The organism is Streptomyces sclerotialus (assembly GCF_040907265.1).
In the GTDB taxonomy this organism is placed as follows: Bacteria; Actinomycetota; Actinomycetes; order Streptomycetales; family Streptomycetaceae; genus Streptomyces; species Streptomyces sclerotialus.
The window spans coordinates 3,346,046-3,359,805 of sequence record NZ_JBFOHP010000002.1 but is presented as its reverse complement, the minus strand read 5'-3'; the positions used below and the strand labels follow the sequence as shown (position 1 = coordinate 3,359,805).

The window sequence follows — 13,760 nt, the reverse complement described above, 5'->3', positions numbered from 1 at the left end:
TGGGGCGCGGGGAACTGCGCGACCAGCCACATACGGCCCGCAGCCGAGGAATCGCCCGTTTCCGCCTCCCCCGCTGAGCGGCTCAGCGCCCCCGGTTCCGGGCGTCCACGATCGCCTTGGTGACGATCGGCGGCAGCACGTTCACCGCCACGCGCCGCAGCGCGCTCCGGCCGGGCCGGCCCCCGGGGCCCGCGGCATGCGGGCCCCCGGCAAGCGGCGAATGCCGCACCTGGTGCCGCGACACCGGGTGCGCCGGCTCCTTCGCGCCCTTCGTGGAGAGCCGGATCAGCGGCTGCCCGGCCACCGACTGCACCTCGTGCCAGAGATCCGTGCGCGAGCGCAGCCACTCCAGCAGCTCCGTGCGCACCGGCTCCGGGTCACCCCAGGTGCCGTAGAACTTGGTGCCGGTGATGCACAGCGGCTTCAGGCCGCCGGTGGTCACCGCCTGCCAGGTGGCCGCCGCCACGCCCGGACAGTGCTCGGCGCGGTAGTCGTCCAGCACCACCACGCCGTGCGGGCGCAGCAGCTCCCGTACGGCCAGGATGTCGCCGTGCACGTGCTCGTACAGGTGCGAGGCGTCGATGTGCGCGAAGCGGCAGCTGTCGTCCGCGACGTGCCCGCGGATCACCGAGGACAGGCCCTGGACGATGTGCGGCAGCTCGTCGTGGAAGGAGAGGTAGTTGGCCTCGAAGGCGCGGCGGGTGAGCGTGGCGTAGGACTTCGCCATCTCCTTGGAGTTGGAGGCGTCCTCGGCGGGGGAGTCGAAGAGGTCACAGACCGTGAAGCGGTCACCGGCGCGCAGCCGGGCGCCCATGAAGATGGCGCTCTTCCCCATGTACGCGCCGAGCTCCAGCAGGTCGCCCGGTTCCTTGCGGCGTTCCTGGCGGGCCAGGAACCAGTCGAACATGAGCTGGTCGGCGGTGAAGAACCAGCCCTTGACGTCGGACAGCCGGGTGGGTCGCGGGAGCTGTTCGGCACTCTGGTCTGCGGTGAGGGCAGTCATGTGCGGTCCGTCTCCAGACGGTCGGGGGATTCGATGGCGACATGCGACGCGTGTGCTGTTGTGGGACCGGGCGCCGGCTGCGGTACCGCGATACGTCGGGCCCGCTCGGGCGGGGGCGCGGGCCGGCGCTCGTCGAGGGGAACGGCGGGGGGCGCTCCCTCGTCCCCGAGGAACACGCGGCGTACCACGCGTTCCGCGGCGTGGCCGTCATCGTAGGGGCAGAAAAGTGAACGGAAGGTGGCTCGCAGAGCGGCCGAACGGGGACCGCGCCATGCGGGACTCGCGAAGATCTCGATGAGCTCGTCCTCGCTGCGCGCCACCGGTCCCGGAGGGTTCGCGAGCAGGTCGAGATAGGTGCCGCGGGCCGCCCGGTAGGCCTCCCAGTCGTCGGTGAGCAGCACCACGGGCCGGTCCAGGTTCAGGTAGTCGAACATCAGCGAGGAGTAGTCGGTGACCAGCGCGTCCGACGCCAGGCAGAGGTCCTCGACGCAGGGGTGCCCGCTCACGTCGATCACCCCGTCACCGGGCGGTTCCTGCGGGACGTCCGCGGCGTAAGCAGGGCCCTCCAGGGTGGCGAAGTGCGGTCGCACCAGCACCACGAAGCCGGGGCCGAGCTCCCGCAGCAGCCGCCGCGGGTCCAGCGCGGGCCGCCGCGACCGCCGGTAGTCGCGGTGGGTCGGTGCGTACAGGATCGCGGTGGCGGACGGCGGGATGCCCAGCTCGGCCCGGATGCGCAGCACGTCCTGGGCGGTGGCGTGCTGGAAGCGGTCGTTGCGCGGCCTGCCGTACTCCAGCGTGGTGTAGCCGGCGGGGTAGACGCGCTCCCAGGTGAGCGTGGCGTGACGGTTGGCGGACAGGCTGTAGTCCCAGCTGTCCACGCCGCGCAGCAGCCGCGCGAAGTCGGTGCCGCGGGCCGCGGCGGGCCGCTCCTGGAGATCCAGGCCCATGTGCTTCAGCGGGGTGCCGCGGTGCGTCTGGAGCAGGACCTGGTCGGGCCGCTTGACCAGCCGCGCGTCGAAGTTGACGTTGTTGACCAGGTACTTCGAGCGGGCCAGCGCGGTCCAGTACGCGGCGGACCCGGGCCGCAGCCACCGCACACCCGGCGGCACGGTGTCCTCGTACCCGGGCGCCGCCACCCACGCCGTGCGCATCTGCGGCCGCAGCTCGCGCAGCTTGGCCTCGATGGCGGCGGGGTCGCCGGCGTAGCCGCGGTGCCAGTGCGCGGTGAAGACCGCATGGTCGGGCCGGACCGGCAGCCGCCGCTGGAGCCGGTAGTGGAGGCCGAGCGCGGCGCGCCGCGTCCGCCGCAGCAGCCACCGGGCGTGCCGCGCGACGGCCCGGCGCAGCCGCTGCGCGCCCGCCAGCAGCCGGAAGGGACGGTGCCAGCCCAGCCGTACCAGGCCGTGCCGGACCCGGACGCCGAGCCGTGGCGGGGCGCCCTCCGCCGCGGCGGGAGCGGCACAGCGGTACCGGCGGCAGTGCGCGGCGGCCCGCCGGAAGAACTCGGCGCGGCTGTCCCGCGGCAGCCGTCCCCGCGCCGTGTAGACGGCCGTGAGGTGGTCGGTCATCCGGCGGACCATGAGCGGCCGCCAACGGGCCAGCTCCGGGCGGGAGTCGAGCAGGGCGAACACCCGGTCGTACTGGTCGAAGATGTCGAAGTGGCCGCGGCCCGTGGTGCGCAGGATGCTGCCCCGGCGGCGCTGCCGGTAGTGCACGCAGACCCGGTCCAGGACCGCGAGCGACTCCGCGGTCGCCAGCGCCGGGAACGTCCAGGGCAGGTCCTCGTAGTACCCCGGCGGGAAGGTCAGCCGCTGCCGCTGGACGAAGTCGCGGCGGTACGCCTTGTTCCACACCACCATCAGCAGCCGCAGCAGTCCGGGCCGGTCGGTGAGGCGGAAGACGTCCGGGCCGTGCTGGGCGAGCAGGTGGGCGTACTGGTTGCGGGCCGCGGTGCCGGACCAGGTGGTGCGCGCGTAGTCGTAGACCAGCACGTCCGGGTCGCCGGTCGCGGCCAGCCGCTCGGCGACGGCGCGGAGGGCGCCGGGCGTGAGGGTGTCGTCACCGTCCAGGAAGAGGAGGTAGTCGCCGCGGGCACGGGCGATACCGGCGTTGCGGGCCGGACCGAGCCCGGTGTTGGCCGGCAGGTGCACGGGGCGTACCCGCTCGTCGCGGCGGGCGGCCTCGCGGATGAGATCCCCGCAGCCGTCCGGCGAACCGTCGTCCACCGCGATCAGCTCGAAGTCCTCCCAGTCCTGGCCGAGGACGGACTCCAGGCATTCGGGCAGATACGCCTGGACCTGGTAAGCGGGAACGATGACGCTGAACCGTGGCAAGGGAGGGCACATCCATGAGATCGGCGACCTGCTGCGCTGTCGGTCAGCGATCGTTCCCGGCCGTGCCGCACCGGCATGCGGCGCGGCGCCCGGTTGCCCCCGGGTGGCTGACGAGACGCACCCGTACGAGTGAGCGCGGCTCCGGGAGCCGGCCTACTTCACCGCGCCCGCCATCACACCGGACACGAACTGGCGCTGGAAGGCGAAGAAGACCACCAGCGGGATGATCATCGAGATGAAGGCGCCCGGCGCCAGCACGTCGATGTTGTTGCCGAACTGGCGGACCTCCTGCTGGAGCGCCACGGTGATCGGCGGGTTGCCGCTGTCCGCGAAGATCAGCGCGATCAGCAGGTCGTTCCACACCCACAGGAACTGGAAGATGCCCAGCGACGCGATGGCCGGGCCGCCCAGCGGCAGGACCACCCGGGTGAACAGCCGCAGTTCGTTCGCGCCGTCCAGCCGGGCGGCCTCCAGCAGCTCGCGCGGGATCTCGGCGAAGAAGTTCCGCAGCAGGAAGACCGCGAACGGCAGGCCGAAGGCGGTATGGAAGAGCACCACGCCGGGCGTCGTCTCGAAGAGCCCGACGGCGCCGAAGAGCTTCGCCACCGGGATGAGGGCGACCTGTACCGGGACCACCAGCAGCCCCACCACGACCATGAACCAGACGTCCCGGCCCGGGAAGTCCATCCAGGCGAACGCGTAGCCCGCCAGCGCCCCGATGATCACCACCAGCACCGTCGCCGGCACCGTGATCAGCGCGGTGGTCCACAGCGAGTCCATGATCTTGGCGTTGCCCAGCAGGTTGCCGTACCCCGACCAGGTCAGCTGCGCCGGCTTCGCGAACACCTCCCACCAGCCGCTCTCCGCGACGTCCGCCGGGTCGCGCAGCGAGGAGATCAGCAGCCCGACCGTCGGCATCAGCCAGAACAGCCCGACCAGGACCAGGAAGACCCGCAGCGCGCCGCCGCCGGTACGGGCCGCGATCCGCGCGGCCAGGGACTGCCGGGCGCGTACCGCCCCGTCGGCGACCGCCGTCATCGCTGCCGCTCCTTCCGCAGACGCCGGATATTGACGATCAGCACCGGTGAGACGAGGAGCAGCAGGAACACCGCGATCGCGGAGCCGATGCCCTGGTTCACGTCCGTGCCGAAGGACGACTGGTACAGCTGGAGGGCGAGCACGTTCGCCTCGTCCTGGCTGGCGCCCGGCGCGATGATGTAGACAAGGTCGAAGATCTTCAGCACGTTGATCATCAGCGTGACGAGGACGACGACCAGGACCGGCGCCAGCAGCGGCACCGTCACCCGGCGGAAGACCTGCCACTCGTTCGCGCCGTCCACCCGGGCCGCCTCCAGCAGCTCCCGCGGCACGCTCGCCAGGCCCGCCGCGATCAGCACCATGGCGAAGCCCGCCCACATCCACACGTAACTGCCGATGATCGCGGGCGTCACCAGCGTCGGGCCGAGCCAGTCCACGCCGTTGTACGCCTCGGCGAAGTTGGCCGCCGGCAGCCGCAGCTTCGCCCCCTCGGCACGGGCGGGCAGCGCGTACGTCCCGTCCGCAGCCGTGGTGGCCGTGGCGACGACCCTGCCGTCCCTGACCGCCTCGATCTCCAGGCCGGCCAGCGCCTTCTCCTGCGGGTCGATCCTGTCCGGGGTACCGCCGCCCCCGCGCGTGAAGTCCAGCCACGCGGTGCCGGTGATCTGCCCGGGGCGCGGCTTCGCCGGTACGGCCCGCTGCGCGCCCTTGACGTCGTCCGGCTGCACCGCCACCAGCGGCAGGCCCACCGCGGTCCCGGCCCGCACCGCCGTCTTCGTGGTGAACGCGCCGCCGCCGGACGCCTTGAGGTCGGCGTTCGGCCGCGGGTTGGCCCCCGGGTACGGCGCGGGCTCGGCGAAGGTGTCGTGCACGCCCACCCACACCGCGTTGGCCACGCCGCGCTCCGGGTCCTGCTCGTACACCAGCCGGAAGATGATGCCGGCCGCCAGCATGGAGATCGCCATCGGCATGAAGACGACCAGCTTGAACGCGGTGCCCCAGCGCACCCGCTCGGTCAGCACTGCGAAGATCAGGCCCAGCGCGGTGGCCACGGTCGGCGCGACCACCACCCAGACCACGTTGTTCCGCAGTGCGGTACGGATCCGGTCGTCGGAGAAGAGCTCCCCGTAGTTGCCCAGCCCCACGAAGCCGCTGCCCGACGCGTCGAAGAGGCTGCGCCAGACCGAGTACCCGATGGGGTAGACCACCAGCGCGCCGAGCAGCAGCAGCGCCGGGAGGAGGAACGCGCCCGCGATCCACGGGCGCGTCCCCGTCACGCTCTTGCCGGACGCCTTGGCGCCCTTGCCGGACACCGGTGCGGCGGCCGGGGTGCCTCCGGAGGTCATGGCGTCAGTTCCCGAACGACTTGGCGGCGTCCTTCTCCAGCTGGGCCTGGGTTCCCGCGACGTCCTCGGGGTTCTTCAGGAAGTCCTGGAGGGCCTTCCACTCGCCCTGCCCCGGCTTGCCGCCGAAGGACGCCGGGGCCTGGTCGGACATGTCGAAGCGGAAGTCGTCACCGGCGGCGACCAGCGCCTTGCCGATCTCCCGGAACACGGCGTTCGGGTAGACCTCCGGGTCCAGCTTCTTGTTGGCGGAGACGAACCCGCCCTCCGCCGCCCAGATCCGGGCCGCGTCCGTGGAGGCCAGGAACGTCAGCAGCGCCTGCGAGGCCTTGTTGTCCTTCAGCGCCACGGCCACGTCCCCGCCGGTCACCACCGGGGACTCCTTGCCCACCGCCGGGAACGGGAAGACCTTGGCGTCCGTGCCGATCTCCGCCTTGGTCTGGCCGATGTTGGCCGCGGCGAAGTCGGCCGAGGAGACCATCGCGGCCTTCGGCTCGTCCTTGAACGTCTGCGTCACCGACTGCGGGAACGCCGTCTGCAGCGCGCCCCCGTTGCCGCCCGCGAGCAGCCCCTTGGCGCCGAAGAGCGAGCCGAGCGTGGTGAGCGCCTGCTTCACCGACGGGTCGGTCCACTTGATCTCGTGCTTGGCCAGCTGGTCGTACTTCTCGGGCCCGGCCTGCGAGAGGTAGACGTTCTCGAACCAGTCCGTGAGCGTCCAGCCGTCGGCGCCGCCCACCGAGACCGGCTCGACACCGGAGTCCGCGAGCGTGCGCGCGGTCTTCAGGAAGCCCTTCCAGTCCTTGGGCTCGGACACCCCCGCGTTCTCGAACGCCTGGGTGTTGTACCAGACCAGCGACTTGTTGCTGGCCTTGAAGTACACGCCGTAGCTCTTGCCGCCGTGACTCCCCAGGTCCTGCCAGCCCTTGGAGAAGTTCTTCGACAGCTCCTTCTTCGCGGCCGGGCCGAGCGGCTTCACCCAGCCCTTCTTCGCGAACTCCTGGAGCACGCCGACCTGCTGGAGCATCGCCACGTCCGGCGCGCCGCCGCCGGCGACCTTGGAGCCGATGAAGCCGGCCATGTCGTCACCGCTCGGCACGAACTCCACCTCGGCGCCGGTGCGCTTCTCGAACTCGGCCAGGACCTTGGTGAAGTTCTCCCGCTCAGGACCGGTCCACACGGCCGTCACCTGGAGCGTCTGCCCGTCCAGCTTCGGCAGCCGGACGGTGGGGGCGCTGTCGGTGCCGCCCTTGCCCTCGTCCTTGCCGCCGCCGTCGCCCCCGCAGCCGGTCAGTGCCAGGGCACCCACCGCGACAAGTGCCGTTGCCGTACGAAGCGTTGCGTGACGCATCCGTCGCCCTCCCGTTCGCCGTGCGACAGTCCTACCGGCGCCGGGAGGTCCGAGCAATAGTGCGTTCGACTGCAACTCCCCGTCGTGACCGGGCCGTTACCACGGCGGGTAACCCGGCTTTTCCGTACGGCGACCGATTCGTTGCACGGTTGCACATGAAGTCACGCACGGGGTCACGGCACGGACTTGGCCGCCTTCTGCAGCGCACTGGCCAACAGGGCCAGGTCGGTCGGCCGCCGTTGCCCAGCTCGCGCAGCGGACGGCGGGCCGGCGGATCACCCATGCGGTGCCATTCGAGCGGCACGACCGTCGGCCGCAGCGTGGACGTCCGGGGTATCCGGCCCGTCACCCGGCCCGCCTGGAAGGGCGTGGCTGAGCCGTCGGCGGCGCGGTACAGCCGGCCGCGCCCGACGGGCAGCGGCTCGGCCGGATCGCTCTCCGCGCCCAGCTCCACGCGGAGCCCGGCCCGCTCGGCGGTCGCCGTGGCCGCCGTACGGTCCGGATGGCCGGTCGAGGCGATCAGATGCACACCGAGCGCGGCGCCGTCCCGTGCGACCGCCTCCAGCGCCCGCACGACCGACCCCGCAGCGGGCCGTCCCGTACTGCCCAGCGCCGGGGCGACCAGCGCGTCGAAGTCGTCGACGAGCACGAAGAGCCGGGTCATCGGCGGCACGGCGGCGAGACCGGCGGCCACCGGACGTCCCTCTTCCGCCGCGCCCTGCGGACGGGGGCGCAGCCGCAGCGTGCTCGTGGCCGGCGCGTCGAGCAGCCCCGACGGGTCGGCGGCGGAGTCCGGCCCGCCGGGCGCGGCGGACGGGGCGGGCGCCGGGGAACCGCCACCGCCCGGGGCCGTCGCCGCGCGGCCCTCGGCGGACCGGCGCGGGCCGACCACCCGGGGCGCCGCGACGTACTTGGCACGCCACTCCGCGAAGCCCGTGCCGCCCAGTATCTCCGCGCGCCGTTTCAGCTCCGAGGTCAGCGCCTGCGCGAACTCCCGCATCAGCACCGGGTCCGAGGCCGCGAGATGCGCCGTGACGTGCGGCAGGTCCGTACAGAGCCGCAGGCCGTCACCGCGCTCCGTCCCGGCGCCGTCGACCAGCACCAACGAGAGCCGGTCCGGCCGGTCGGCGGCCGCGAGCGAGGCGGCGACCGAGCGGAGCAGCTCGGTCTTGCCCGTGCCGGGGCCGCCCTCCAGCAGGAAGTGGCAGCCGTCGGCCGCCGGGTCGGCGTGCACGGGGCCGTGCGGGCCCGCGCCCAGCACCGCGGCGGCCGAGGGCTCCTCGCTGTCCGCGGCGGCCGCCCAGCGGGCCATCAGGGACGCGGGCGTGGCACGGGCGAGCCCCAGCTCGTCCAGCAGCCGGGCCGTCTCGGGCAGCGGCACCGCCGCGCTGCGGGTGCTGCGGTCCGCCCGGACCGTCTCGGCCTCGCGCAGCGGCGCCAGGGCACGCGCGAACCGCTCGGCCCAGGGCAGGGAGACCGCGTCCACGGTCGCTACCGTGCCGTTCGTCCCCGAGCCGTGCGGTCCGGAAACGCTCTGCGGGACGCCGTTCACCGCGATGCCGCCGGTCACCGCGGCACCCGAGGGGGCGGGGGCCAGCGGGGCACCGGGCTGGACGACACGCAGCGCCGTGGCCACGTCGCCGCTGAGCACCGCGACGGCCCCGCACTCACCGAAGGCCGGGGGACGCGGCGCGGGCCGCTTCGTACGTCGCGGCCAGCGGATACACGGGCGAGGCCGAGGGCGTCTCGGCCAGCGCGAGCACATGGACACCGGCCGACGGGCCGCCCGCGGCCAGCCGCGCCACGGTCTCCCGCAGCCCGGACGTACCGGGATCACCGTCGGCGATCACGAGGGTGTACGGGCCCCGGTGCCGGGCCGCGGCGGCGGCCACGGCGGACCGCTCGGCGCTCGCCCAGCCGGGCCCGAGCGGACCGTCGTCCAGCCGCCGCACCAGCTCGGCGGTGCGCGCCGCCGCCTGCTCCCTGTCGTAGGCCAGCAGCAGCCGGCAGTCCTGGGCGTGCGCCGGACGGACGTGCGGCAGCCAGCCGAGCCAGGACCACTCCTCCAGGCGCTGCGCCGTGGTGCGCGCCCGGTCGGCGGCGAGCAGCACGATCTCCAGCGTGCCCGGCGCGTGCAGCGTGGCGAGCTGGGCGACGGCGGCACGGGCCAGCCCGGCGAGCCGGGGTCGCGGCCCGGCCAGGCCCAGCGAACCGGCCGAGCGCAGCGCCACCGTGACCGGCGCGGCGCTGCGGCCGCCGTCCCGGTCGGCGGTGCCGAGCCGTACGGTCAGCGCGTCCGGATGCCCGGCGTCGCGCTCCCACAGGCGGGGGCCGGGGCCGAGGGCGGTCAGCAGGACCGTGGCGGCGTCCGGCCAGCGCTCGTACCCGGCCGGTCCTCGGCCGTCCTCGGGGAGCGCACCGGGACCGTCCACGGCAGGGGACTGCGCCTCGGTGCCGTACGCGGCGGCCTGCTGGGCGGCTTCCTCGTCGGTCGCGGCCTCCGCGCCTCCGCGCCCGCCGGCCAGCCTGCGCGCCCAGGCGCCCCAGCCGCCCCGGCGGGTCGGCCTGCGGGACGGGGACGCGTCGGCGTCGGCCGGCGGCTCGGCGTCGGCGGGCTGTTCGCCACCGGGCTGCGCGTACGGATCCACCAGCTGCCGGCGGCCGCCGTGAGTGGCGGCGGAACGCGGATCGGGGGCGGTACCCGGGGCCCCGCCCTCGCGGTCGTCCTCCTCCGCCACGCCGTGGCCGCCCTGCCCCGCGCCGAACCCGAGGGCGGCGGCGCTCGTCCCCCGGACGGGAGTGCCGCGCCGACCTGACCCGGCGACCCCCGGAGGAGCCGCCCCGGAGCCGGGGGAGGACACCGCGTCACCGCTGTCGGCGGGGTGGCCGTGCGCGCTGCCCGCCCCGGCGCCGTACGGGCGGCCGTGCTGCGCGCCGTAGGACTGCCCGCGCTGCGGCTCCTGCTCGTGCGGTACCGCCGCGCCGTACCGGTCCGCCGCGGGCCGGACCGCGGCGCGCGCGTCGGTGGCGTACGCCTCCGCCGACCGTGCCCCGGCGGCGTACGCCTCGGCACCCGGCGTCCCCGCCGCGTACGGACCCGCCGCGGGAGAACCGCCGTACGTGTCGTGCCGGTCGCCCGCCGCGTACGGCCCGGCGGCCGGCTGCGCTCCGTACGGCGCCGCGGCAGCGCCGGCTCCGCGGGCGTCCGCCGCGCGGGACCCGGCCCCGTACGCCGTCGGCCGCACGGTCTCCGCTCTGTGCGGTCCCGGCGCGCCGTACGGCCCCTGGGTGGGACCGGGGCCCGGGCCAGCGGCGCGCCCCGGGCCGGAGTCGATCCGGCCCGAGCCGACCCCGTCCTCGCGCGCGGCACCGCTCCGGGCGGCCGGGCCGGGATGCCCGGCCGCCCCCGCGGTGTCCGCCGCCGGGCCCGCCTCGTGGTTGTACCGGCCGCCGCCGTACGGAGCACCGGCCGGGGCCGCGCCCCGGGCGCCGTACGAAGGGACCGCCCCGCCGCCGTACGGGGAAGCGGTGCCGCCGTAGGGGGAGGGGGTGCTTTGCGTGCCGTACGCGGGAGCCGCGCCGCCGGGGGCCGGGCGGTGCTCCTCGGCGGACGGCGCGCCGCCGCCCGCGGGGTGGACGCGCAGGTGGCCCTCGCCGTCCGGCGTGGCCGGCAGGGCCGGATCGGGGGTGGCGGGGGAGGGCTGGAGGCGGAGCGCCGACTCGCCGATGCGGAGCAGCGCGCCCGCGGGCAGCGGCGCCGGGCGGTCGTCCAGCTCGGTGCCGTCGACCGCCGTGCCGTTCGTGGAGCGGAGGTCGGCCACGGTCACCGCGCCGTCCGGCGCCACCGTGACCGCGCAGTGCATCCGGGAGACGTCGGGGTCGTCCAGCGGCACGTCGGCGTCCGTGGAGCGGCCGATACGGATCTGGCCGCCGTGCAGCAGATGGACACCGCCCGCGTCCGGGCCCGAGACGACCCGCAGCCGGGCAGGTCCGGCGGGCAGGCCGTGGGCCGGCGCGGGCCCCGGCCCCTGGAGGGAGAGGACCGCACCGTCTATGAGCGGCGGCTCGCCGAGCGCGGCACGCTGGAGGTCGAGCCGCTCCTGTCCGGCGTAGAGCACGACGGGGCCGCTGCCGGCGCCGGCCCCGCCGACGTCCGCACCCGCGCCCGCGACGGCCGCCGCGAGGCTGCTGGCCACCGCCGAGAGCGCCGTACCGGCAGGGGCCGTCACGAGCACGTCGCAGGCACGGGTGGAGTGGCCGCTGCGCGGCCCGAGGACGGTCAGCCGGATCTGCATCGCCGTCAACGGTCCCTTCCGCCCGGCAATGCGGCGGGGACCGACACCTCCCCCCACCGCGCCCGGACACGTCGGCACGTACAAGTCCAAGTGCGCGTGCATGTGCACGCCGCACGCCGCGGCGCGACGCCCCCGTTCCCCACCGCTGCCGTGCTGGAGAGCATCCTCGCACCTGCCACCGACAAGTCGCGTGGCGACTGTCGTTCAGTGATCTTGTTCGGTCACTCATGTTCGCAAAAGTGGCTGCTTGCGACCCATGATCGGCCAAAGATCGTCCACTGAGTGGTCAGCGATCGGGGTAGGGAGCAACCATCCGCCCGGAACTGGCGTCTTTCCCCGGAGCCCCGCCGGGTGCCTTACCGGACGACCCGGACGGAACCGCCCCGGACCACGGGATCCGCCCGGCCGCGGCCGCGGAACACGGCACTATGGTGGGGCGGACGGGACCGTCCGGACCACCGGAGTGGCCCGGCATCCCCCACAGCCCGACAGACAGCGCAGATCAGGCAGCTGCTCAGTGACGACCAGGGAGCGCATGACGTGCGGCCGGTAGGCAGCAAGTACCTGCTCGAGGAGCCGCTCGGACGCGGCGCCACGGGCACCGTCTGGCGTGCCCGCCAGCGGGAGACGGCGGGCGAGGAGGCCGCCGTCGCCGGACAGCCCGGCGAGACGGTCGCGATCAAGGTCCTCAAGGAGGAGCTGGCGCACGACCCGGACGTGGTGATGCGCTTCCTGCGCGAGCGCTCCGTCCTGCTGCGGCTCACCCACCCGAACATCGTCCGGACCCGCGACCTGGTCGTGGAGGGCGATCTGCTCGCCCTGGTCATGGACCTGGTCGACGGCCCGGACCTGCACCAGTACCTCCGCCGGAACGGCCCCTTCAGCCCGGTCGCGGCCGCGCTGCTCACGGCGCAGATCGCCGACGCGCTGGCCGCCAGCCACGCCGACGGCGTCGTGCACCGCGACCTCAAGCCCGCGAACGTCCTGCTCGCCGGGGCCGACGGCGCCGCCGAGATGCACCCGATGCTGACCGACTTCGGCATCGCCCGGCTCGCGGACTCCCCGGGCCTGACCCGGACCCAGGAGTTCGTCGGCACCCCCGCCTATGTCGCGCCGGAGTCCGCCGAGGGCCGCCCGCAGACCTCAGCGGTGGACATCTACGGCGCGGGCATCCTGCTGTACGAGCTGGTCACGGGCCGTCCGCCGTTCGCCGGCGCGACCGCTCTCGAAGTGCTGCACCGGCACCTCAGCGAGGACCCGCAGCGCCCCGGCAGCGTGCCCGAGCCGCTGTGGACCGTCATAGAGCGCTGCCTGCGCAAGCGCCCGGAGGAGCGGCCCAGCGCCGAGAACCTCGCCCGGGCCCTGCGCGTGGTCGCGGCCGGCATCGGCGTGCACGCTTCGCCCGCCGAGGCCGAGGCCGCGCTCGGTGTCGGCGCGCTGCTCGCGCCCGACCCGGCGCCCGCGCCGGTCCCCGACACCGGTGCCGGCGGCGGTGACGCGGACCCCACGCAGGTGCTGCCCTCCACCGGCGCCGGCGGCGGGTACGACCCGGCCGCCGCGACCGACGTCCTGCCGACCACCGGCGCCGGTGCGGCCGGCGCAGCGGGTGCCGCGGCGGGCGCCACCGCCGCCGGTTTCGGTGCCGACTCCGGGCGTCCCCCGGGCAGCGGCGACCCGACGCGCGCCATGCCGCCCGTACCGCCAGGTGGCGACCCGCAGCAGCCCGAGGGGCCGCATCCGTGGGAGAACCAGCTGCGCGCCGCCCGCGACCGGAACGAGCAGACCCAGGTCCAGTACCTGAACCCGGACGAGGACCCGCTGCGCCGCCGCCCCCAGCGCCGGCCGGCCCAGCCGCCGCCCCCGCAGTACCAGCAGCCGCAGCAGCCCCCGCAGCAGTACGGACAGCGGCAGGCGCCGTACCAGCAGCCGCCCCAGCCGCAGCCCCGGCAGCGCCGGCAGGAGCCGCCGCCGCAGCGGTACGAGCCCCGGCCACCGGCGCCGGAGCCGCGCCGCCGCGAGCGCGAGCCGCGCCGGCGCAGCGCCAACCCGGTGCACATCCCGGGTCTGGGCTGCCTCAAGGGCTGTCTGATCATGATCGTGCTGATCGTGGTCGGCTGCTGGCTCATCTGGGAGCTGACCCCCCTCCAGGAGTGGATCGGCCAGGGCCGCAGCTTCTGGAACCAGATCAGCCAGTGGTGGACCGACATCTCGGGCTGGGTGTCCACGATCGGTGAGGCCTCGAAGTCGGTGGGCCAGTAGCCGCCCGTTGCCCGCGCCGCCCTGTCGGCCGCCACCGCTCCCCGGAAGGGCCACGTCGTGGATTTATCGACATCCCAGGAGATTTTCCGGCGGAGAAGTGGCGGTTGACGGCGTCCGGGGCGCCGAAAGCGCCGCGGCCCG

At 74.8% G+C, this 13,760-nt stretch carries 8 protein-coding genes; 1 reads left to right on the top strand and 7 read right to left on the bottom strand.

Features of this window, described 5'->3' with window-relative positions; translation table 11 throughout:
* Nucleotides 1-82: 82 nt before the first annotated feature.
* The 7 genes from AAC944_RS14915 to AAC944_RS36515 all read right to left on the bottom strand — a co-directional run bounded on the left by AAC944_RS14915 (nt 83) and on the right by AAC944_RS36515 (nt 11,360).
* Complete coding sequence (locus AAC944_RS14915) at nt 83-1,003, bottom strand: class I SAM-dependent methyltransferase (protein WP_030614536.1); 921 nt, start codon at nt 1,001-1,003, stop codon at nt 83-85.
* Nucleotides 1,000-3,336, bottom strand: a complete 2,337-nt coding sequence (locus tag AAC944_RS14910) for a bifunctional glycosyltransferase/CDP-glycerol:glycerophosphate glycerophosphotransferase (RefSeq protein ID WP_051871729.1) — start codon at nt 3,334-3,336, stop codon at nt 1,000-1,002. The genes AAC944_RS14915 and AAC944_RS14910 overlap by 4 nt, the downstream gene beginning before the upstream one ends.
* Before the next feature lie 153 nt (nt 3,337-3,489).
* The gene (locus AAC944_RS14905; protein WP_030614530.1) at nt 3,490-4,374 is read right to left on the bottom strand and encodes a carbohydrate ABC transporter permease; all 885 of its coding nucleotides are present in this window, start codon (nt 4,372-4,374) and stop codon (nt 3,490-3,492) included.
* Nucleotides 4,371-5,720, bottom strand: coding sequence for a carbohydrate ABC transporter permease (locus AAC944_RS14900; RefSeq protein WP_037772155.1), 1,350 nt, complete (start codon nt 5,718-5,720; stop codon nt 4,371-4,373). The genes AAC944_RS14905 and AAC944_RS14900 overlap by 4 nt, the downstream gene beginning before the upstream one ends.
* Nucleotides 5,721-5,724: 4 nt before the next feature.
* Complete coding sequence (locus tag AAC944_RS14895) at nt 5,725-7,065, bottom strand: ABC transporter substrate-binding protein (RefSeq protein ID WP_030614525.1); 1,341 nt, start codon at nt 7,063-7,065, stop codon at nt 5,725-5,727.
* 31 nt (nt 7,066-7,096) lie between these two features.
* Nucleotides 7,097-8,716, bottom strand: coding sequence for an FtsK/SpoIIIE domain-containing protein (locus AAC944_RS36520; RefSeq protein WP_438272804.1), 1,620 nt, complete (start codon nt 8,714-8,716; stop codon nt 7,097-7,099).
* A 16-nt stretch (nt 8,717-8,732) separates the two neighbouring features.
* A complete protein-coding gene (locus AAC944_RS36515; RefSeq protein ID WP_438272803.1) occupies nt 8,733-11,360 on the bottom strand; it encodes an FHA domain-containing protein in 2,628 nt (875 codons plus the stop codon).
* A gap of 540 nt (nt 11,361-11,900) precedes the next feature.
* Here AAC944_RS36515 and AAC944_RS14885 point away from each other — a divergent pair.
* Entirely contained in the window at nt 11,901-13,619 is a 1,719-nt protein-coding gene (locus AAC944_RS14885) for a serine/threonine-protein kinase (protein ID WP_030614520.1), read from the top strand.
* The last annotated feature ends 141 nt before the right edge of the window (nt 13,620-13,760 follow it).

Coding starts and splice junctions, on each gene's coding strand:
- AAC944_RS14895 (WP_030614525.1), bottom strand. CDS start 7,065: ATGCGTCACGCAACGCTTCGTACGGCAACGGCACTTGTCGCGGTGGGT.
- AAC944_RS14905 (WP_030614530.1), bottom strand. CDS start 4,374: ATGACGGCGGTCGCCGACGGGGCGGTACGCGCCCGGCAGTCCCTGGCC.
- AAC944_RS36515 (WP_438272803.1), bottom strand. CDS start 11,360: ATGCAGATCCGGCTGACCGTCCTCGGGCCGCGCAGCGGCCACTCCACC.
- AAC944_RS14900 (WP_037772155.1), bottom strand. CDS start 5,720: ATGACCTCCGGAGGCACCCCGGCCGCCGCACCGGTGTCCGGCAAGGGC.
- AAC944_RS14915 (WP_030614536.1), bottom strand. CDS start 1,003: ATGACTGCCCTCACCGCAGACCAGAGTGCCGAACAGCTCCCGCGACCC.